Below are 23,244 nucleotides of genomic sequence, written 5' to 3'. Positions count from 1 at the left end.
TAACATGAGAAAAAAATCAAAAAGAGGAACAACGGCCCGTTGCTGGCTCTTTGTTATTATGTTGTTTTTTTCTTTTACCAGCTTTGCACAAACCCACCGTATTGTTGGGAAAATAACCAGTGCTGATGATTCACAGCCATTGCCGGGGGCAACAGTGAAAATTAAAGGAACAGCAGTCGTTGCAAATTCAAATGCAAGCGGCATGTATGGTATAGATGCCAAAACCGGCGAGGTGCTTGTTTTTTCGTTTACAGGTTTCAAATCGAGTGAGGTTACGGTTACAGCTGCCAATACCATCAACATATCGCTCACAAACACGACCAACGCCCTAAACGAAGTTGTTGTAATTGGGTATGGTACCGCAAGGCGCAAGGACTTAACCGGGGCTATTGCTTCTATATCTTCTTCCGATATCGAAAAAACGGTATCTACCACGTTTGATCAAGCTTTGCAAGGGAGGGTAGCGGGAGTTAGTGTTATTCAAAACTCAGGCCAGCCAGGCGCGGGTGTATCAATCCAGGTGCGCGGTTTGGGCTCCATCAATGCTGGTGTTGATCCCTTATATGTTATTGACGGGGTTATTATTCCGCCGGGGCAACCTTCATCAACGGGAGGGGTATATATGGGTAACAGCGGTACTCGTGATAATCCGCTATCAACCATCAACCCCAATGATATTGCATCAATTGATGTATTAAAAGATGCATCGGCTATTGCAATTTATGGCTCACAAGGCAGCAATGGGGTTGTAATCATTACCACCAAAAGAGGTAAAGCGGGGGCGCCCAAAATAAGTTTTGATAATTATTATGGTGTTCAGCAGGTGCCAAAATATTTGCCGATGATGAATTTACAGCAATATGCTACATTTTTAAATGCCAGGGCAGCCGTTACAGGTGCTACACCCAATCCAGACTTTGTAAGTCCCCAGTATTTAGGTACAGGTACAGACTGGCAAAGGGCTATATTTAAAAACGCGGGTATGTACAATGCCAATCTATCTGTGAGCGGTGGTGATGACCGGACAACTTATTACATTGGTGGCAGTTATTTAACCCAGGATGGTACCGTTTTAAGCTCCAACTTTAAAAGGACGGCGCTTAAGATTAATCTGGATAATAAAACCACCAATTGGCTAAAAATAGGAACCAGTTTAACATTTTCGGGTATTAAAGAAAACGTAAATGCCAGCGTTTATGATCTGATCAATGCCACGCTTAATCTTCCGCCAAATGTGGCCCCGGTTAATCCCGACGGTAGTATAGGGGCCATTTCGACTCCGGGACAAACGGTAGCCAATACTTATAACCCTAATCCGATAGCTGCAGCTGCTATTAACACCAACAAGGTACAGCGTTCGCAGGCTTATGGTAATTTTTATGGGGACATTATTTTTGCCAAAGATCTGAAATTACATAACGAAGCAACCGGTAATTTTGATTATGGCAATGTTAACCAGTTTTATCCTACGTTTACCATTAACGGAATATTAAACCCGGTTAACAGCGCCGCAGTTACGGCAACCAATAACAAAAGCTTCACCATACGTAACTATTTTAGTTATGACCATTATGCAGCCAGTTACAGTATTAATGCAACCGCCGGACACGAGGCAAGCTCGGGTACATATACCTATTTAAGCGGTGGCCGTACTGGTTTTTTTGCCAACAACCCGCAGGATCTGAGCTTGGGCAATGCAGCGACGGCATCAAACTCAGGCGGATCAAACAACTACTCAAACGAATCGTACCTGGCAAGGGTAACCGCGGGCTACCTGTATAAATATAATCTTACTGCCACTTACCGTAAAGATGGCAACTCCAATTTTGCCGATGGGAAACGATGGGTGGGTACTTATGCCTTTGGCGGATCATGGAATGCTGAAAAAGAAAACTTTTTGAAAGGAGTTAAAGCCATTGATCAGCTCAAACTCAGGCTAAGTTACGGGCTTACCAATAATGCCAACTTACCGGCTTATACCTATGGTTCATCCATAGCTACGGGCACTGTGGGGCTAGGGCAGGGTGCTTTGGTATTAAATATAGCTAACCCAAATGTACAGTGGGAAACCTCTAAAAGTTTAGATGCCGGGCTTGATATCAGCTTCCTGAAAAACCGTATACAACTAACTGCCGACGTTTATAATCGCAAAACCAATAACCTGTTGCTTCAAATCCCATTGCCGGGCTATGCCGGTACAAATGGAGCAGGCAGTTTAAGCGCGCCATGGGGTAATATAGGATCTATCCAGAATAAAGGATTTGAGTTTACCTTAAATACACGGAATATACAAAACAACGCATTTTCATGGAATACAACCCTGACCTTTTCTTTAAACAGGAATAAAATATTATCACTCAATAACGCCAACGGTGCATTGTATGGTAAAATCAATAACGCAAGTGTTATAGTCAGCAGAACCGCTGTAGGTAGTTCCATTGGCGATTTTTATGGTTATGTAGCCCAAGGTGTTTTTAAAAATGCTGCTGATTTAAAATCATCGGCTTTGCCCGCGGGTTCAATTATTGATTATACGCAGGGGATCTGGGTTGGTGACACCAAGTATAAAGATTTAAACAAAGACGGTGTAATTGATGCCAATGATATGACCAATTTGGGCTCTCCGTTACCCAAATTTACTTACGGTATCAATAACTCATTCAGCTTTAAAGGGTTTGATATGACTATATTTTTTACAGGCAGTTACGGTAACAAAATATTAAACTACAATAAGGTTTTGCACGAAGATCCTAATAGCGGTACAACCGGTTATTTCTCCAGTTTGACCAATTATGCCCAGGTTGCTTTAATTGACCCTACGGGGTCAAAAACAGATGTAAATAATGTATCTGTTACCAATCCGGGCACATCGGTACCAGGATTCAGAGTATCTGGTGATCCTGATCAGAATTATCGTATTTCTTCGCGTTTTATTGAGGATGGCTCTTACCTGCGCCTTAAAAACTTAGCTATAGGTTACAATTTACCAACAAGTATAGTGGCTAAGCTGCACGTGCACTCGCTACGGGTTTACAGTAATATCCAAAACCTGTTTACCATAAGCAAATACACCGGATACGACCCCGAAATAGGTACTAACGTTCCAAATCAGTCAGGTCAGGGTACCAATGCATTAACATCAGGTATTGATTGGGGCAGATACCCAACCCCGCGTATTTATACATTCGGATTTAATGTGGGCCTCTAATCATCATTTAAAAAGAAAAAACATGAAACACGTTAATAAAATACTGGTCTTTTCTTTGCTTGCAGTGTTTAGTCTAAATGGCTGCAAAAAAGACTTTCTGAATAAAGGGATCCCAACAGATAAGCTGGTTGCTAATACTTACTATCAAACCAATGCCGAACTCAGAGCTGCCACAGCCGGTTTGTATACCAAGCCCTGGTTCGACTTTAATTATCCGTTTATAGTATATGTTGGAGATATTATGTCGGGGAATACGGTTAGTAATCCTTATAACACCAATGCTTCACAGTTTTCAAACTTTACCATCGCCAATGGTTATGGCGGGTTAAGCTATGGTTGGTCGTCGTTATACAATGTGGTTGCGCAATCCAATACAACCATAAATAATGTTACCAATTTTAGTCCGGCATCACTAGGATCTGCCAGGACTGCAGCGATTGGCGAAGCCCGGTTTATGCGTGCCATAGCTTATTTTTACCTGGTACAATTATGGGGGCCGGTGCCTATTGTTGAAAGTAGCGATAAGCTGGTAACTAATCCCTTATTGCACCGTAATATTCAGAGTGATATTTATAAATTTATTATCAATGACCTCCACTATGCGGCATCAAACCTTCCTGCAACTGATGATCCGGGCCGGGTTACCAAATGGTCGGCCAAAGGTTTATTAGCCAAAGTTTTTTTAACAAAAGCAGGAATTACCGGCACGCGTGTTCAGGCTGATCTGGACAGCGCCAAATACTACGCTGCTGATGTGATCAATAATAGCGGTCTTTCGCTTTTTCCTGATTATTACAATGCATTTTTAACCCTCAATAAAAACAATTCCGAAATGCTGTTTGGCTTGCAATTTACCGTAGCAGCGGGCGCCGATTGGACAACTAACGATTTCAGGCAAACAGCTATTGAAGGTGACCCGAACATCGATGGTGTGGGCGGCGGGGGATGGGATGGCCTGCGGATAAGCAAAGATATGTTTGATGATTACGATTTAGCTGATAAACGTCGCAAAGCTACTTTTATGCTGAACGGGGATATTTACCCGGAGCTAATAACCACCCAAAACCCTAATGGCTATAGCATGACCGATGCAACTGGTGCCTATATCAAGAAGTATGTTATTGGCGGCCCACTCGCAAACCGGGGAGATAATATAACCCTCATGCATGGTGATTTGCCCAATTATTTGTTGAGGCTGGCAGATGTGTATCTGGTATACATTGAAGCCGCTTTGGGTACCAGCGCAAGCACAAGTGATGCTACGGCCCTAAACTACTTTAATTTGATACGCACAAGAGCCGGTTTGGCCACCGCAACTTCGTTAACCTTTGATGATGTATTTAAAGAACGGAGAATTGAACTGGCATTAGAATACCAGTTTTGGTTTGACCTGAAGAGGCTGCATGATTATAACCCGGCAAAGGCCGATGCTTTTATAAAAGCACAGCATCGCAATGCATTTACTTATACAGCGGGTACTGCAACTGAACCGGCAATTACCCAGGTTACCCCCGCATATTATACCCTGCCTTATCCGGCAGTAGAGGTTACTGCAGATCCGTTATTAACCCAGGCCCCTGTACCTTATTATTAATTATCAGACAGGTAGAAAAACTGAAAACGGCATATGAAACAATTTAAAGTTTTTGAGATGAAAAAGATCTTACTAAATACAATAAACATTATAATGATGCTGGTTTTAGCCGGTATGGTGTTTATGTGGTCATCCTGTAAAAAGGATGGTACCACTAAAGGTTCAGGTAATCCCGTCATTACCGGGCTAAAAGCCTACAAAGCATCTCCGGGTGACAGTGTGTTGACCAAAGCTAATCCTGGCGATTATGTAGTTTTGCAGGGCAGTCATTTAACCGGTATAACGGCCGTATATTTTGATGGGACCAAGGCTACCATTAACACCTCTTTAGGATCTGATGTCAATTTTCCGGTGGTCATACCCGCCACTATACCATTTGCTACGGTTACTAACGACCAGCTTAATACCATAGTGGTAACCACGGCTACCGGTACGGTAACCTATAAGTTTCCGATCACCGCGCCATCACCTCATATTACCTCCATCTCTAACGAGATGCCTAATGAGGGCGATGTAATTACCCTCAATGGAACAGGTTTATTTGCGATAACCGGCATTACTTTCCCCGGAAATATAGCCGCTACTACTTTTGCCGGTAATGCCGCCGGGTCATCAGCAACGGTCACTGTTCCGGCAGGTGTTACCGCTTTGGGGCAGATTGTGGTAGTTACCAAATACGGTACATCAACATCGGTTACCGATGCTGTATTAAATGATAACGCTGATGTGTTTTTAAACTTTGATGATAAGAATGGCTTTACACCATGGAGTGCACTGCCGGTTGTAGTGTCTTCTGTTTCCAGCCCAGCCATAAAAGCAAGCAGGAATAAGTTTTTATATTGGAATGCCCAGGGTATTACCGCCGGAACTTATTATGTTGGTGACCTGGCAACACCAACGGACGGAAGCCAGTTAGCTTATCCCTCAACCTTCAGCAGCAGTGAACCTGCAGCCAACCTGGCTGTTAAATTTGAGGTTAATGTGCCTCTTGGCATGAGCTCAGGTGAAATAGACTTTGAGGTTAATTATAGCCATACATATGCTTGGAGCCCATGGTTGATCAATGGCTCAACCCGGGTTACATTCACTACAACGGGTTGGCAAACCATATCAATTCCATTAAGCTCGTTCCCCGGTATTTCGACATATGGCGATATTAAAGGGCAGCCTATACAGCTGTTTTATATTAATAATGGCAGCGGTATTACCCAAAATGTAAACATGGGATTTGATGATTTCCGCATTGTAAAAATTAAATAAAAGAGTGTTTTAGTTGATAGTGCCCGCGACCGCCGAGCGTGGAAGCGGGTATTTTTTACTCGAGATATTCCCTTTATAAATCTTGATAAGAAGGGCGAAGCCCCTTTTTGGATGATTAAAATTTAATCATAAAATAAATTTATGCTATTGATGTCTTCTATTAAATACTACTCTTTTTGTTTGCTTGCCTTAATGGCTTGCAAGAATAATAGTAAAACCGACATAACACCTGTTAAAACGGATACAAGTACTGTGAAAATAAACCCGCAAACGGATCCGGCAATTGCTAAATCCACAGGTTTTTTCCTGGATGATTGGGAATCTAAAACGTTTATGGTCCCAACCTATACCAACGTAGCTCAGCCGACCGTTGCTGCTACGGTAACGGTAAATGTGGACTATAGTGCTGTCATAACCAAGGTGCCTAAGTATCTTTTTGGTAATAATACCAACCCTTACATGACCCAGATTGTAACGGAACCCGTTTTAATGAATAATATCAAAGCCCTGTCACCAAATATTCTTCGTTTTCCTGGGGGTAACATAAGCAGTGTTTTCTTCTGGGATGGAAAAATACCGGCTGATGTACCGGCGAATTTATATGATTCAAACGGGAATGCTGTTGCCGCTACCTATTGGTTAGGTAATAACACAGCCGGCTGGACATTGTCATTAGATAATTATTACAGTGCTCTACAGCAAACAAACAGCACCGGTATCATTACGGTCAACTATAGCTATGCTCGCTATGGCACAAGTACCCACCCTGATCAGGTTGCTGCGCACCTGGCAGCTAACTGGGTACGTTATGATAAAGGACGCACCAAATATTGGGAAATTGGCAACGAAAGCAACGGGCCATGGCAGGCCGGGTGGAAAATTGATGTTTCTAAAAATCGAGATGGTCAGCCCCAGACCATTAGCGGTGCAGTATACGGTTCACATTTTAAAGTATTTGCCGACTCTATGCGTAAAGCTGCAGCAGAAGTGAATGCTCAAATTAAAATTGGGGCGCAACTGGTTCAAACAGATCCTGTTAATTCATGGAACGCTGTTGATAAAACATGGAATTCAGGTTTGTTTGCTTCGGCTGGTGATTATGCCGATTTCTATATTGTGCACGATTATTTTACCGGATCTGACAATGAAACTGCGGCAACTATCCTGAATACACCGGTAACCGAATCAAAAGCCATTATGGATTGGATGAAGACCACCACGACACAAGGAGGGGTGTCTTTAAAACCAATTGCACTTACCGAGTGGAATCTGTTTGCCACCGGTTCCAAACAAATGGTATCCAATATTGCTGGTATACATGCCACCATGGTTTTAGGCGAATTGCTAAAAAATCAGTTTGGTATGGCCAGTAGATGGGATCTGGCAAACGGATGGGCCAATGGCGATGATCAGGGTATGTTTAGCCAGGGCGACGAACCTGATGGCATCAGCAAGTGGACACCTAGGCCCTCATTTTATTACATGTATTATTTCCAGAAATATTTTGGTGACAGGATGGTGAGCTCATCTGTTCGAAATAGCGCGGATATACTGAGCTATGCGTCATCCTTCGGTTCGGGCGAAGCGGGAGTGGTTATTGTCAATAAGGGTGTCTCAACGCAAACGGTAAATGTTAATATAAAAAACTTTGCGGTCGGTAACCGCTTCTATTATTATACGTTTACCGGCGGAAGTGATAATGGGGAATTCTCGCGAAAAGTGTACGTTAATGGTAACGGACCAGATGGGGCTGCCGGCGGACCATCAAATTATTCAAAGCTCGCCGCTAATTCATCAACTTTGCAAAACGGCATTAAAATTTCAGCACCGCCTAGGTCCGTCGTGTTTATTGTTGCTGACGGTAAAAAATAATGGAGACTAAAATGTGCAGAGCAACCCTGTTGTCGGTTTTATTGAGAAGCGCCTGGTATAACCTTCTGTCTGGCGAACAATAATCCAACATTTATCAGGTTATCAAATGAAATTCTAACTGACCAATGCTAATCTTTCCGAATCTGGAAAGGTTAGCATTAAGTGACGAAAATAGGATAGTTTTTCAGGATCATACAAGATACTTGATTTATGTTTATAACCGCGAGAAACAAAGTGATTGTTTGTAAATTTCTTTGATAAGAATTTACAATTTGATAATGTAAAGAAAAAAATTACTTATTATTGTTTATTTAACACCAATTGTGTTCAGGTAGTCTAATGAGTTCTTACGAATTTTTTTCTGATACAGAATTGATCCACTTGCTAAAGAAGGGGGATGTGACTGCCTTTTCTGAGATCCATAACCGGTATTATGCTATATTATACAGGCATGCTTACAACCGACTGCCAGACCGCGAAGAGGTTAAAGATATTTTACAGGAGCTTTTTTCGTCTGTTTGGAACAGTAAGAATGATTTGAGCTTAAATACCAACTTACCGGCATACCTTTATACAGCCGTAAGAAACAGGGTACTAAATGTTCACAAGCATCATAAAATTAAATCGGATTATATCACTTCGCTTCAAAAATTTATTGATCGTGAGCATGTACCAGAACCTGATGAGAATATCAGGTTAAAACAATTAATTGAAATGATAGAAAAGGAGGTAGCTAAATTACCTTCTCAAATGCGGCTCATTTTTGAAATGAGCAGAAACGCGCATTTATCCCATCAGGAAATAGCGGATGAACTGCATATTAGCGCACTTACTGTAAAAAAACAGGTTAATAATTCTCTTAAAATTTTGAGGGTTAAGTTAGGCGCCAATTTTTTTATGATTTTTTTTTAGTTTCATCTACTCCCTCAACACCTATCGGTTGTCTATAACATAATCAGGGCTGCTACCCTTTATTTGATTATGCATAAAAAAAACGCTGAAGACTTATTACGCCGATACAATACCGGAAACGTTTCTGAAGAAGAAAAGGCCTGGGTAGAAACCTGGTACCTGAACATGGAACCCCATACAATGGCCGATGACCTGCCCGATGATGTTTTGGAACATGATCAGCAGGAAAGCCTGGATGCTTTGGTGCATCAGATAGGCCATCCACGCCCTATACGGTTATGGTTACGATTTACAGCGGCAGCTGCTCTTATTGCAGTGGTTTTAGCCGGTATATATGCCTTAAAGAACTATCAGAAACCCCAACAAACTATAGCTGTTAACCGACCTGTGGTTCATGATTTTGCTCCAGGTAGCAATAAAGCAATCCTGACCTTATCAAACGGGAGCAAGGTTGAGCTTACGGATGCAAAAAAAGGTAAACTGGCTGATGAAAGCGGTACCTCTATCGATAAAACAGCCGATGGGCAGATCAGTTACATGGCGCGCTCAGCTACAGATCATCAGAAGAACCAGGCTCTGTTTAATACCGCTGCCACACCTAGAGGAGGGCAGTACCAATTGGTGCTGTCTGACGGAACAAAGGTATGGCTGAATGCAGCATCTTCTGTTAAATACCCGGTTGAATTTGCCGATAAGGAACGTAGGGTTGAACTAACCGGTGAGGCTTATTTTGAGGTGGTTCATGATCAGAACCGGCCATTTAAAGTAGTTTCTAATGGGCAGGTTGTTGAAGTGTTGGGTACACATTTTAATATCAACTCCTATGATAATGAACAGGTCATAAAAACCACCTTGCTTCAGGGTAGCGTTCGCATAGTGACTGGGGTTAGCAGTAAAATGATTAAACCGGGAGAGCAGGCACAACTAAAAAGCGGTAAGGTAACCATAGAGCATGTTGATACGGATGAAGCTGTGGCTTGGAAAAATGGTTTTTTCAATTTTAAAGATGCAGATATCGATAACGTGATGCGACAGCTTACCAGATGGTATGATATGGAGGTAAAATATGAAGGCGAAATTCCGTCAAGACAGTTTACCGGTGAAATTTCAAGAAATGTTAACGCCAGGCAGATCCTGGACATTTTGAGCTTTAAGAAAATACACTATCGGATTGATGGGAAAACCATAGTGATAACACCATAACACCAACACACTTAATAATCACCTAATTAATTAAAAATGGAAAGAAAAATACTACCTCAGTCTTAACAGACTCACCTCAAATCAAGGGTGTTCAAAAAAACGTACCCCGACTGCAATCGGGGTACGAAAAATATTTGAGCTAACCCGTCCCCGTTAGGGATAAAAAACTTTGCGAAGCTTAATCAGTATTAACCCAAACTCATCAAAAGTATGAATTTAAATGCTTTTTCTATAGCCGCTTACAGACAGCGGCTGCTAAAAAAAACTCTCCTGGTTATGAAATTGACCACCGTAATTATGTTCTTAGGACTTTTGCAATGCAGCGCCAGTGCGTTTAGTCAAAAGATCAGTCTTAATGAGATCAATACCCCCTTAAAAAAGGTATTGAAAAGCATTAATCAACAGACTGGTTATGTTTTTTTTTACGACTCTAAAGACGTTCGTAATAAAAATGTATCCATTACTATGAAAGATGCTTCATTAGAGGATGTGTTAAACGTCTGTCTGAAAAATTTGCAGTTAACCTATAAACTGGTTAACAATACCATTCTTTTGCAGGAAAAAGACGCTGTACAGGCAGCGACCCAGGTAGCAGCAGTTGTCTCAGTTCCGGTAACAGGCCAGGTTTTTGACGAAAAAAACAATCCATTGCCTGGCGTTACCATAAAGATAAAAGGGGGAAATGGCGCAGCTATTACAGATGTTGACGGTAAATTTAAACTCGATGTACCTGATAACAAAGCGATCCTTGTGTTTTCTTATATCGGGTTTACTACTATAGAGTTGCCGGCAAGTTCAGGACAGATGGTAGTACATCTGCAGACTGACCTGGGTAAACTTAACGAGGTAGTAGTGATAGGTTATGGTACCCAAAAGAAAGTGAACTTAACCGGCTCTATCGCTACGGTTAATAGCGATAAATTAGAGAATCGCCCGGTGGTGAACCTGGGTGATGCATTACAAGGACTTATCCCCAATCTAAACGTTACTTTGGGCGGAGGTCAGCCAGGCACAGCGGCCACCTTTAATGTACGTGGTGGTACTACACTTCAAACACCTCAGCAACAGGGGCAATTACCGCAACCGGTACCTACTTCTCCATTGATATTAGTTGATGGTGTTGCCCGCGACCCCAACCTGATTGATCCGAATGACGTAGCCAGTGTAACCGTATTGAAGGATGCGGCATCAGCGGCCATATACGGTGGTCGCGCAGCCAATGGAGTAATTTTGATCACAACCAAAAGCGGTAAGGCCGGCCCAACAAGGGTTAGCTACTCAGGCTCTTATACTATTTCAAAGCCTACCCGCCTGGTGCAGCAGGTAAACTCGTTGGATTATATCAAAATGTTCAATGAGGCTAACCGTACCGGTTTAAAAAGCGGTGGTTATTCAACTACGCCTTTTACTGCGCTTGACTCCACCATGGCGACTGCTTATTTTAATGACCCTGCCAATAATCCTACCGGTTACCCAGATCCAGCAAATCCTAAAAAATACCGCTACGTAGGTAATACCGACTGGACAAAAGTGCTCTATCCGGGCTGGGCGCCACAGCAGCAACATAACGTTTCGGTATCTGGCGGCGAAGGTAAAACTACGTTCTTAACCAGCTTAGGCTACTACAGGCAAGATGGGCTAGAGAAATCTGCCAATCAGGTTTACCAGCGTTATACACCATCCTTAAAGGTTAACTCTGATGTGGCCAAGTGGTTAACATTGGGTTTAAATATGAGTATGACCCATACTGATAATAATCAGCCCGCGGCAACACGCATCAATCAAGGAGGCGCATGGTTATATTCTAATATACCGCCGGTAATGCCGGTTTATAATCCCGACGGTAATTTTGCGGGTCAGGGCAATTATACCAACCCACTGGCAGTTAATGCACTTTCGGGCCGGGATATTGATTCGCAAAATGATTTCTGGACTACAGCTCGTGTGATTATCAAGCCAATTGATCACTTATCAATAAATGTTGATTATACCTGGAATGCGTTGAATGACAACCGCAAGGCCAGCCTGATACCATTTAATGAGTATGGTGTGGATGGCGCATTTTTGGATATATATCCATGGACAAACCCATCGCAGGTAATTGAAAACAAAACAAATAATAACTACAATGCTTTAAATGCCTTTGCCACTTATGAAAATACATTTGGTAAGCATTACCTCAAGGCGTTGGTCGGTTACAATCAGGAATACCAGCATTATATGTTAGGCAGTACACTGGTTAAAAACCTGATAGATCCTTTACTCCCTGCATCTGGCGTAAATAATGATTCAAAGCCACAGGTGGGAAGCGTTGAAACCGAGTATGCCCTGGTAGGTACTTTTTCAAGATTGAATTATATTTATGACAATAAATACCTCGTTGAAATTAATGCACGTTATGATGGTACCTCCCGCTTTCAGCCCAACAGCCGTTATTCTTTCTCTCCATCTGCGTCAGTAGGTTGGAATGTGTCTGAAGAATCATTTATGGAGGGTATAAAAGGTACCCTTAACCAATTGAAGTTAAGAGCTTCATACGGTCAGCTGCCCAACCAAAATGCAGTGGGTGTGGGATCAACCGGGCAAATGCTGAATATGTTGGCGTCCTCCCCGGCATCGTCACGTAATCAGTATCCTTACATTGCTGTGCAGCAAACAGGTTTGGTTAATTATTTAATGAATGGCCAGCAAGGTGTATTGGTTGCCGCGCCTGCATTAATTAGTTCGTCATTTACCTGGGAGAAGGTTCAAACCAAGAACTTTGGTTTAGATTACGCCTTGTTTAACAGCAAGCTGAACGGTTCATTCGATTATTTTATTACCAATATTAAGGATATCCTGGTACCTGGCCAGCAACTGCCTTCAACACTAGGCGCGCCGGTACCACCAAGTAACTCAGCAAATGTTGCTTCTCATGGATGGGAATTCAGCCTAAATTGGAGAGATAAAATCAATGAGTTGAACTACAGCGTAACCCTGGGTTTATCAAATACTTCCAACACCCGTGTAACCAAATATAACGGTAATCCAACCAACAGTATTAACGACTTTATACAAGGCCAGGATTTAGGTAATATATACGGTTATGTTAATGATGGTTTTTATAAAACCGATGCGGAAGCTGCAGCTATTGATAACTCCGCACTGGCTGGTTACAAATGGCTTGCTGGTGATATCAAATACAAAGACCTGAACGGAGATGGAAAGATAAACTATGGTAATAACACGTTATCAAATATGGGGGATCAAAAGTTGATAGGTAATACTACTCCGCATTATAAATTTGGTTTCAACTTAAACCTGTCATACAAAAACTTTGATTTTGCCACCTTTATACAAGGTGTTGTTAAACAGCAGTTTTATCCGAACGAGTATGTGTTCTACGCCTTCAGGGATGATGAATACAGTATTCCTTCACAAATGACTACTAACTACTGGACACCAACCAACACCAGTGCTTATTATCCGCGTATCCGGTTTGCAGGTGGTGGTAATGAACAAAGCCAGGATAAATATATCCTGAATGCTAGTTATGCACGTGTTAAACAATTAACATTAGGGTATAGCCTGCCATCAACAGTGGTAAAAAACATCAAATTGCAAAAATTAAGGGTATATGTAACTGGTGCTAACTTGTTTACTTTCACTTCACTTAACAAGAGTTATGATCCGGAAACCGCGGCTAACTTTGGTACGTATCCACTTAATAAATCATTATCGTTTGGGGTACAGGCCACATTTTAATCAAAGTATATCCATTAAACTGGTTTAACAGATGTTAAAAAATATAACAATGAAAAATAAATATATTCTATATATAGCCTGTGCAGCATTAACTATTGTTGCATCTTGCAAAAGAGAAAGCTTCCTTAACCGGACGCCTTTAAGTGATATCACCCCTGGTACGTTTTTTAAAAATGAAACCGACCTGCAGTTGTATTGCAATCAGTATTATTCGGCTTTAACTCAGCAAAACTTTTTAAAGCTTGATGACAACTCTGATGATAAAGCCAATGCTTCTGTCAATGCGCTTTTAGCAGGTACTTACACTATTCCGAGTACGGCCAGCAATAATTATACATCAACTGGTACAACTACTGATTTTAATTCAAACAACGTTGCAGGTTCTATGCCATTAAACATTAACCAGTCTGGTACTGATTGGAACTTTGCTTTGATCAGAGCATGTAATTTTTTCCTGGCCAATTATCAGAAGGCCGATATCCCTGATGCCACTAAAAATATCTATGTGGGCGAAACTTTATTTTTCAGGGCTAATGATTTTTGGAAAAAAGTAAAAGCCTTTGGCGATGTATCTTATGTAAATAGGTATATTGTTGATACCTCTGCCTCGATATTGTACGGCCCGCGTATGCCACACAAACAGGTGATGGACTCCGTAATAAAGGATATTAACTTTGCAGTTGCAAATTTACCGGTAACGGCACCTGATGGCCGCTTAAATAAATACGCCGCACTTGCTTTAAAGGCCCGCGTTTGTTTATGGGAAGGTACTTATCGCAAATATTTTGGTGTAGGCGACGAAACCACATACCTGCAGGGTGCAGTTGACGCTGCTGAGCAACTGATGAATGCTGGAAAATTTAGTCTTTACAGCACAGGTAACACGGCTTCAGATTATTATAATTTATTTATACAAACAGATCTGACGGGCAATACTGAAAATATCATGTCGGCCGGTTATAAGTTAAACATCTTAACAAATGACATTGACAGGCAATTAGGACAGGCTGGTGATGGTTACAGCAAGGATTTTGTAAACTCCATATTATGCTCAGATGGGTTGCCAACCACATTAAGTCCGTTGTATAAAGGCGATGATACTCCAGAAGATGAATCCACCAACCGCGATCCGCGTTATAAGCAACAGATAGCAACCCGTGGCTTCGATTTTCTGGCTGGCGATCTGATTACGCTGCCACGCATCGGTACAACCGTAACCTCAACCGGCTATCAGCCTATTAAAGGCCGTTCAAGCAGCCAGGAAGCATGGAACGCCAATCAGTCTGAATATGATTTCTTTATCTTCAGGTATGCCGAGGTATTGCTGATCGAAGCTGAAGCCAAAGCCGAATTAGGCCTGGCAACACAAGCTATAATTGATAATACGGTTAATAAATTGCGCGATAGGGTAGGTATGCCGCACATGATCATCGCTAGTTTGGTTAAAGATCCAAAATCAAATTTCCCAACCCTGCCGGTACTTATTGATGAGATCCGTCGCGAACGCCGTGTGGAATTAGGCTCAGAAGGCTTCCGTTTTGATGATATCAAGAGATGGCATGCTGGTACGCTGATCAACAACCCCAATACCATTTTGGGTATGAAACTTACGCCAGCACTGCGTGCCCAATATACCGCGGAAAGTAAAGATGTAAGTAACGTGGTTGTTGATGGCAATAATTATATCCGCATCTATCCGGGTACCACTACCCGCAGCTGGAATGACAAGATGTATTTGCTGCCTATACCAACACAAGAGATTTCATTAAACCCCGCTTTAAAGCAAAATCCGGGCTGGTAGCCGGTTAATTAGTGGGCTTTTGCCCGCGAGTATAATTACAGTCCTGTTTGATAAGTCCGAAGAGGTATCAAACAGGGCTTTGTTATTTGCGAGAATCTGAAAGGAAAACAAAACTTTTTCTGAAAATTGATTAGAAAAATAAAAAGCAATGGGAAGTTAATTTGCTGGAACTGTATAAACAATTCAGTAGCAAGTAATTCAGTTAAAAGCCACAAGTTTCGTAAAAGGGCGATGAATTAAAGCTTTGAAAATAGCTAAATAAAAAAGCACTTTCATTTCGCCGTTCTACTAAGGGTAATTGTATCTTTTATTGGGCTTTTAATTTACAAATGGAAGTGTTTTGCTGTATTTTGTAATAATTTGACTGTGATTTTTAACTATAGTCAATATAAATTGTGAAAAATGCAATTTATATTGACTATAGTTTTTATATTTATCATGATTTTTCATAAAATATAAAAAATTATCAAAAAAGAGCTTAAATATGGCGAAGAAAATGTTGTTCTTCATTTGAAGAAAGGGAATATTGCTGCATTTGAGGAGATTTATCGGTTATATTGGTCTGGATTGTATAGTTATGCTTATAATATTTTAAGAAACAAGGTGGTTTGTGAGGAAATAGTGCAAGAAATCTTTCTCTCATTATGGAATAAGCGACACGAACTTAAAATAACCCACTCCCTTAAGGCCTATTTGTTCACCGCAATTAAATTTCAAACCCTGAATTATATCAAGTCTGAAAAAGTGAAAAGACATTATGCAGAAAGCTACTCTAATTTTGAAAAGATCTTTTTTGATAATTCAAATGAAGAAAATATCTATCTCTCTGATTTAAAGTTAAAAGTTGAGAAGGAAGTATCAAAGCTCCCTGAAAAATGTCAGCAAATTTACAGGCTGAGCCGCGATAAACATCAGTCTATAAAGAACATCGCCGATTTGTTGAATATATCCCATAAAACCGTCGAAAATCAACTAACAAAAGCTTTAAAATATTTACGATCATCATTAGGCGATTTTTTGATCTGATCTGCCTCTCTTTTTTTAATTTTCCTGCAATTTTGATAATTGTTTTACTAATCTGATAGCTTTTTGATAGCTAATATTAAATTTCTATAAAAAAAAGTAAAAATAGGATAGGTGTTTAACCCTTCTTGGTTTACTTACATATAGAACGCTGCAATAAACTGTAGTGAAAATGGATGCAAGATAAAGAGTTTGAAAAATTAATTGATCTGTATTTAAAAGATCAGTTAAGTATGGAGGAGAAATTCAGGGTTGAAGAGTGGCTTGGGCATATTACTGACGAACAAGCGTTTGATAGTTTAACAGCATTAGAAAAGCAGGACACTCAAAAAAGAACATACCATGAATTGATCAATAAGATAAAGCCTGTGCAAAGCAAAAGTGAGATATCTTTTATAGTGTACATGCGCCCATGGTTAAAGGTAGCATCCTGTATAGTTTTAATTGGGGTCGTCATATTCGCTTTTAACGGCAGGTTTAAAGAAATTTTTGGCATACAACAATATACTTCTGTTTCTAATTCGACAGGACATATTACTAAAAGTATTCTTTCTGACGGAACTATAGTGTGGTTAAAGGGAAACAGCAAATTAAGCTTCCCGGTGAATTTTAAAGATGACCTGCGCAAGGTTGATCTGGATGGTGAGGCCCTGTTTGAAGTGGCAAAAGACGCCAGTCACCCGTTTATTATTCATTGTGGTAATTTAACTACCCGTGTATTGGGTACCAGCTTTAACATAAAACGCACGAATAATAAAATAGAGGTTGATGTTTTAACAGGACGAGTATTTTTAAGTTCGGCAAATGCGGCAGCTATCACGCTGCATCCGCACCAAAAAGGGGTATACTTTGAATCGAAAAAAACAATAACACAGGAAAGTCATCCGATTCAGGAAGTGGCATCACTTACAAAGGGCACAGAATATAATATGTTTTTTAATGATGCCACTATTGAAGATGTTTTGCAGCGCACCGAAAAAAAGTTTGAGGTAAAGATAACTTACAAAGCTTCTAGGGCGGGCAATACCCGTATAACTGCCGATTTTACAGATCAATCACTAATAAATACAATGAATATGATGTGCGAGGCGCTCAATCTGGACTATAAAATAAAGGAGCACTCTGTAACAGTAACAGATAAACTTAACTAAGCAAAAACTATTACTTAAACCCTAAAAGAAAAGCGTATGATCAAATAAAAACTCTTCACATTAAAAAAGCAGAGATGTTGAAGCCACCCCTGCTCTAAATTTTCCCAGGTCTTTTTTTAATAAGATAACCCATTGCTGTGGGTAAGGGATTTTTTTGTCTCATTCTATTCAAAAATCAACAAAACAAACAAATGTATGCAAAAATGTAAGGAAAAGAAAAAGGTTCTTTTAATTAAGCTAATGCGAATATCAGTTTTACAATTTATGGTTGTGATCATGCTATCAGGCGTTGCATTCGCGAATCCTGATTATGCACAGGATATTTTAAATAAAAGGCTTTCGATCAACTTAAAGAATGTTAGCCTGGAAGAAGCACTCAATAGCATCAAGAATAAAGTTGAGGTTAAATTTGTTTACAGTTCAAGCATAATTCCGCTTAAAAGTAAGGTAAGCGTTAATGCCAGTCAGGAAAAGTTAAGTGATGTACTGAATAAGATACTGGTTAAACTGGATATAGATTATAGTGTTAATGAACACAGCGGCTATATCATTTTAAAAAAAAATCCCAGTGTAGTTTTAAATAACATTGCGAAGGATAGCGGAAACTGGATGGCTGGTCAGGACCATATAGTTACCGGAAAGGTCACGGTTAAAGCCGATGGAACAACACTGCCAGGCGTAAGTATACTAATTAAGGGCACCAAGATTGGTACTGTTACCGATGCTGATGGTAATTATAAAATAACGGTCCCTAATAATTCAAGCATCCTTGTTTTTACCTATATCAGTTTTGATACTCAGGAGGTAACCGTAGGCGAATCAACCGTTATCAATGTTCAGCTTACCCAAAATTCCAAAACACTTAATGAGGTAGTAGTGACGGCTGCCGGTATCAGGCGTGAAAAATCGACATTAGGCTATTCGGTAAGTACGGTAAACGCTGATAAACTTGCTCAGAAATCAGAACCAGATCCCTTAAGGGCATTAACAGGTAAGGTTGCAGGTGTAAATATCCAATCATCAGGTGGTGTTGCAGGTGGCGGTACCAATATTACCATACGCGGTAATTCCTCTTTAAATGGTAACAATCAGCCGTTATTTGTTGTAGATGGTGTTCCGTTTGATAACTCCAGCTTTACCAATGTTGGCGCTACCAGTGTTGGCGCATCAGGTGTTACCAACCGGGCTTTTGACCTTGATCCTAATAACATCCAAAGCATGACAGTGCTAAAAGGTGCCGCTGCGGCTGCCTTATATGGTTCAAGAGCAGCCAACGGCGCGGTTATTATCACCACCAAATCAGGGAAAAAACAAAGTCGTAAAGGTACTGAGATCTCCTACAGCACCTCTTATGCCTTTGAAAATGTAGCCGGTCTTCCTGATTATCAGACAAGTTACGGACAAGGTACCAATAATGATTACAGGCAAGGCGTATATGCTTCATGGGGGCAGCCTTTTGCGGGCGTTCCAAGTATATTGCCAACCCGGTTAACTATCCCGCAACAATTAACCAGACAATTTAGTTCGGCGGTATTCCCCCAGTTTTATCAAGCCGATGGAATTACACCGATCCAGGTGCCCTATAAATCATATGCAAAAGAAAATGTAAAAAACTTTTTTCAAACAGGAAGTTTATATGAAAACGCGGTTAATATAACATCGGGCAGCGAAAAAGGGAATTTCACCGCTGGTATATCCAGAACCACCAACACCGGTGTGGTACCTAATAATGAAATTAATCGTACCTCCATAAATATAGGTGGTAATATTAAGCTGGAGAATAAATTTTATGCAAGCGGTTCCATCAATTATGTAACCACCAGGCAAAAAACACCACCAATAGGCGGTTCAACCGGCTCTATTATGTCGGCGCTGATGTACACACCCACCAGTTACGATTTAACACATTACCCATACGAAAATCCTATTGATGGCACAAACGTGTATGATTATACAGGGGTTGATAATCCGTATTGGTCTGTTAAACACAGTGTGTCAACCAGCGATGTTGACAGGTACTATGGCAACCTGGTGTTAGGCTTTGATCCGCTACCCTGGCTTAATATCCAGAATACGGCCGGTTTTAATGCTTATACCGATAGAAGGGTAAATGTAAGAGGGAAAGGCTCATCATCATATCCTAACGGAAGTATAACCACAGATGACATTTACCGGCAGGAATTGGACAATACTTTATTGGTTACTGTTAATAAAGCTATAAACAATAACCTGACCTTAAAGTGGATCCTGGGTAATAATATTAATCAGCGTTTAACAAACCGTAAGGCCTTTTATGGTGATGGAATGATTGTGGCCGATTTAAATACCATTACTAACACCAGTTCTGTAACCCCGGTTCAGTTGGTGAACAACCGTAATATTCTGGAACAACGTTTTTATGCATTTTTTACAGACATCACTTTAGATTATAAAAACTACGCTTCATTAAATCTTGTTGGTCGCAATGATATATCCTCAACCTTGCCGCCTAATAACAGGAGCTATTTTTACGGCGGAGCCAATGGTTCATTGATATTTACGAGAGCGTTAAAAATACCTGATAATATCCTGAATTTTGGTAAAATCAGGGCTGGTTATACGCGTGTAGGTAATGAGGCCTCAGCTTATCAAACAGCCGAATTTTATCTCATCAATTCGCCACTGGGGGCATCTTCCGGTACGGGTTCTATTGGTACACCTTTTACTCCGGCAGGAGGTAGTACCTATAACTCGGTTACTCTAGCAAATTTGCTTACCAATGATAATTTAAAACCCGAATTTATCACCGAGCTGGAGTTAGGAACCGAGCTGCAGTTTTTTGACAACCGCATTGGTCTGGATTTTACCTATTACAGCAAAAAAAGCACCTCGCAGATATTTGAAGTAACGGCGGCACCTTCGTCGGGTTTTACCACACAGATTTTAAATTTGGGTAGGGCAACTAATAAAGGTATAGAGGTAGGGCTTAATTTTTCGCCATTCCGGTCTGCCAAAGGTTTCAACTGGGATGTGTCAACCGTATTTACCCGTAACCGCAATATCATCAATAATTTGGGTGGCTACAAGCAGTTTGTTTATGGCGGAGCCAGCGGTACCAGCAGCGTGCACATAGTTGGGCAGCCTTATGGTTTAATTTATGGGACAGCTTATGCACGTGATGATACCGGTAATATCCTGATTGATCCTAATACTGGAAAGCCGCTTATTTCGGGCTCACTACAGGCCATTGGTAACCCTAACCCCGATTTTATATTGGGTATTACCAACAACTTTACTTTTAAAAATTTCTCCTTAGGTATTTTGTTCGACTGGAAAAAGGGAGGAGATATATACTCCAATACCGTTGGCCAAATGATGTCGCGTGGTGTAACCAAAGATACGGAACACCGGGAAATAGCCATTGTATCGCCGGGCGTATTGGGCGACGTTTCCACTTTAAAACCGCTGCGTGATGCTGCAGGTAAAGAGATCCCGAATAATGTGGCTATATCCTATGAAGATTATTTCTTCAATGGTGGCTTAGGCCCCGGAGGTGTAGATGAAGGTTCTATATTTGACGCTACTGTATTCCGTTTGCGGGAGATATCTCTTTCGTATCAATTACCGAAAAACATACTGAAAGGTACACCATTTGGCTCGGCGTCTATTTCCGTGAGTGGGCGGAATCTTTGGTACTATGCGCCAAACTTTCCTAAATACACAAATTTTGATCCTGAAGTAAGTTCATTAGGTGTGGGGAATTCACAAGGGTATGATAACCTTGCCGTACCAACAACTAAACGATTTGGTATTAACCTCAGGGTCAGCTTTTAAGTGTTAAAATTAAACGTATTTAAATTAGGTATTTTTATGAAACTCAGAAATAAAAGATACATTTTACTGCTAACGGGCATTTGGCTGGTGAGCAGTTCCTGCAAAAAATTTGTAGATATAAACGCCGATCCCAATAACCCTACTACAGCACAGTTAGCGCTTTTATTACCGTCCACCCAAATATCACTGGTTGGCAATATGTACCAGCTTAACAGCGGTACATCAACCTTTGTGCAGCAAACGATATTCTCCACAGGGCAAAGCCGATTTCAGCAGCAGGGTAGTGATTTTAACAATTCCTGGGATGGTTTTTACAGCCAGACCCTGAATGATCTGGAATCAGTTATCAGCACTGGTACAACACAGCAACAATGGGGTTATGTGGCTATTGCTAAATTTGAAAAGGCCTATTTGTATAGCTTGATGGTTGATATGTGGGGCGATATACCTTATACATCAGCAGAAAAGGGTCAGCAAAACACAAATCCCGGCTTGGATAAGGGAGCTGATATTTACGAAAAACTGCTGATTCTAATTGATGAAGGTATTGCCGACGCAGGCAAAATAACAACCACTACTTTAGTTCCGGCATCCGCAGATGTGTTTTATACGGGTACAAAAAACTCGTGGATCAGCATGGCCAATTCTTTAAAGCTAAAGCTGTACAATCAGATCCGTCTGGTAGATCCTGCCCGTTCAGCTACGGCTATCAAAGTATTACTCAGCAGCGGTGCTCCATTGATCAGCAGCAATGCAACAGACTTTACCTTTAAGTTTGGGTCAAATCAAAATCCCAATAACCGTCATCCATGGCACCGTTCCGACTATCAGGCGGGTAAAACCTTTTATGCAAGCCAATCATGGATGGATCTGCTATTTGACAGCGATGACCCCCGTTTGCGTTATTTTATCTTCAGGCAAAATGCAACTGCCGGTTTAAATAACTCAACCAACAGCAATGGTTATTACGGCCGCAATCCGGGCGACGGCACTGCCGCTCCGGCAGATCAATCGCGCAGATCAGTTTTTGGAATCTATCCGGCCGGAGGCTTGTATGATAACAGCCCAATCAATAACCTGCCATCTGCAAATCTTTACCTTACCAATACCGGTGCCACCGGGGCGCCAAAAGTGGTAGCTGTTACTGATGGTACAGGTGCGGGAATTATGCCATTGATCACCAACGCCATGGTTAAATTCACCAGGGCAGAAGCCGCGCTGACTTTAGCTACGGGTGATGATGCGCGCCAAAACTTTAGCGATGGAGTTACCGCGAATTTAAACAGCGTAAGCACTTACGCAGCAACCAATAATGGCGTGACCCTGTCCGGATCATTGATAACCGGGTTTGTAAACAGATTGCTTGCTCTGTATGATGCTGCGGATGACGCCGGAAAACTAAACCTTGTAATGACGCAGAAATATATTGCCGATTACGGGAATGGTATGGAAGGATATAATGACTACAGACGAACAGGCTTGCCGGTTTTACGTACGCCATTATCGCCTTTAAATGTATTTCCGCTTCGGCTTTATTACTCTCAAACAGAACTGTCGGCCAATACATTTTTTAGCACTAATGGCAGCCAGCTTCAAATAGCACAGCAAACCACACCTGTTTTTTGGGATAAATAATATGATTGACTTATAATTTATGGAACCT

At 41.1% G+C, this 23,244-nt stretch carries 12 protein-coding genes; all 12 read left to right on the top strand.

Annotated features, from left to right (window positions below):
* Positions 1-4 precede the first annotated feature (4 nt).
* The 12 genes from BLR84_RS07120 to BLR84_RS07060 all read left to right on the top strand — a co-directional run bounded on the left by BLR84_RS07120 (position 5) and on the right by BLR84_RS07060 (position 23,216).
* On the top strand, positions 5-3,208 hold the full coding sequence (locus BLR84_RS07120; protein ID WP_090466409.1) for a SusC/RagA family TonB-linked outer membrane protein: 3,204 nt from the start codon (positions 5-7) through the stop codon (positions 3,206-3,208).
* 22 nt (positions 3,209-3,230) lie between these two features.
* Entirely contained in the window at positions 3,231-4,802 is a 1,572-nt protein-coding gene (locus BLR84_RS07115) for a RagB/SusD family nutrient uptake outer membrane protein (RefSeq protein WP_176851986.1), read from the top strand.
* A 57-nt stretch (positions 4,803-4,859) separates the two neighbouring features.
* Entirely contained in the window at positions 4,860-6,062 is a 1,203-nt protein-coding gene (locus tag BLR84_RS07110; protein WP_143013854.1) for a glycan-binding surface protein, read from the top strand.
* A 192-nt stretch (positions 6,063-6,254) separates the two neighbouring features.
* Positions 6,255-7,934, top strand: a complete 1,680-nt coding sequence (locus BLR84_RS07105; protein ID WP_090466404.1) for an alpha-L-arabinofuranosidase — start codon at positions 6,255-6,257, stop codon at positions 7,932-7,934.
* 339 nt (positions 7,935-8,273) lie between these two features.
* Entirely contained in the window at positions 8,274-8,846 is a 573-nt protein-coding gene (locus BLR84_RS07100) for an RNA polymerase sigma-70 factor (RefSeq protein ID WP_090466402.1), read from the top strand.
* A 69-nt stretch (positions 8,847-8,915) separates the two neighbouring features.
* Complete coding sequence (locus tag BLR84_RS07095; RefSeq protein ID WP_090466400.1) at positions 8,916-10,049, top strand: FecR family protein; 1,134 nt, start codon at positions 8,916-8,918, stop codon at positions 10,047-10,049.
* A 210-nt stretch (positions 10,050-10,259) separates the two neighbouring features.
* Positions 10,260-13,793 carry a TonB-dependent receptor gene (locus tag BLR84_RS07090; protein ID WP_090466399.1) on the top strand — a complete coding sequence of 1,178 codons (3,534 nt, stop codon included), beginning with the start codon at positions 10,260-10,262 and terminating at the stop codon, positions 13,791-13,793.
* 49 nt (positions 13,794-13,842) lie between these two features.
* Complete coding sequence (locus tag BLR84_RS07085) at positions 13,843-15,594, top strand: RagB/SusD family nutrient uptake outer membrane protein (protein ID WP_090467616.1); 1,752 nt, start codon at positions 13,843-13,845, stop codon at positions 15,592-15,594.
* Between the two features lie 510 nt (positions 15,595-16,104).
* Entirely contained in the window at positions 16,105-16,620 is a 516-nt protein-coding gene (locus BLR84_RS07075) for an RNA polymerase sigma-70 factor (RefSeq protein WP_176851985.1), read from the top strand.
* 173 nt (positions 16,621-16,793) lie between these two features.
* Positions 16,794-17,768 carry a FecR family protein gene (locus BLR84_RS07070; RefSeq protein WP_090466393.1) on the top strand — a complete coding sequence of 325 codons (975 nt, stop codon included), beginning with the start codon at positions 16,794-16,796 and terminating at the stop codon, positions 17,766-17,768.
* Between the two features lie 240 nt (positions 17,769-18,008).
* A complete protein-coding gene (locus BLR84_RS07065; protein ID WP_255366872.1) occupies positions 18,009-21,581 on the top strand; it encodes a SusC/RagA family TonB-linked outer membrane protein in 3,573 nt (1,190 codons plus the stop codon).
* Positions 21,582-21,617: 36 nt separating this feature from the next.
* Positions 21,618-23,216 (top strand): SusD/RagB family nutrient-binding outer membrane lipoprotein, encoded by a 1,599-nt coding sequence (locus BLR84_RS07060; protein ID WP_090467612.1) that lies wholly within the window; start codon positions 21,618-21,620, stop codon positions 23,214-23,216.
* Positions 23,217-23,244: the final 28 nt, after the last annotated feature.

Origin of the sequence: Mucilaginibacter sp. OK268, from assembly GCF_900103125.1 — a bacterium.
Lineage (GTDB): Bacteria > Bacteroidota > Bacteroidia > Sphingobacteriales > Sphingobacteriaceae > Mucilaginibacter.
Note: the sequence above shows the minus strand (reverse complement) of the source record. Positions and strands in the feature narration are given on the sequence as shown.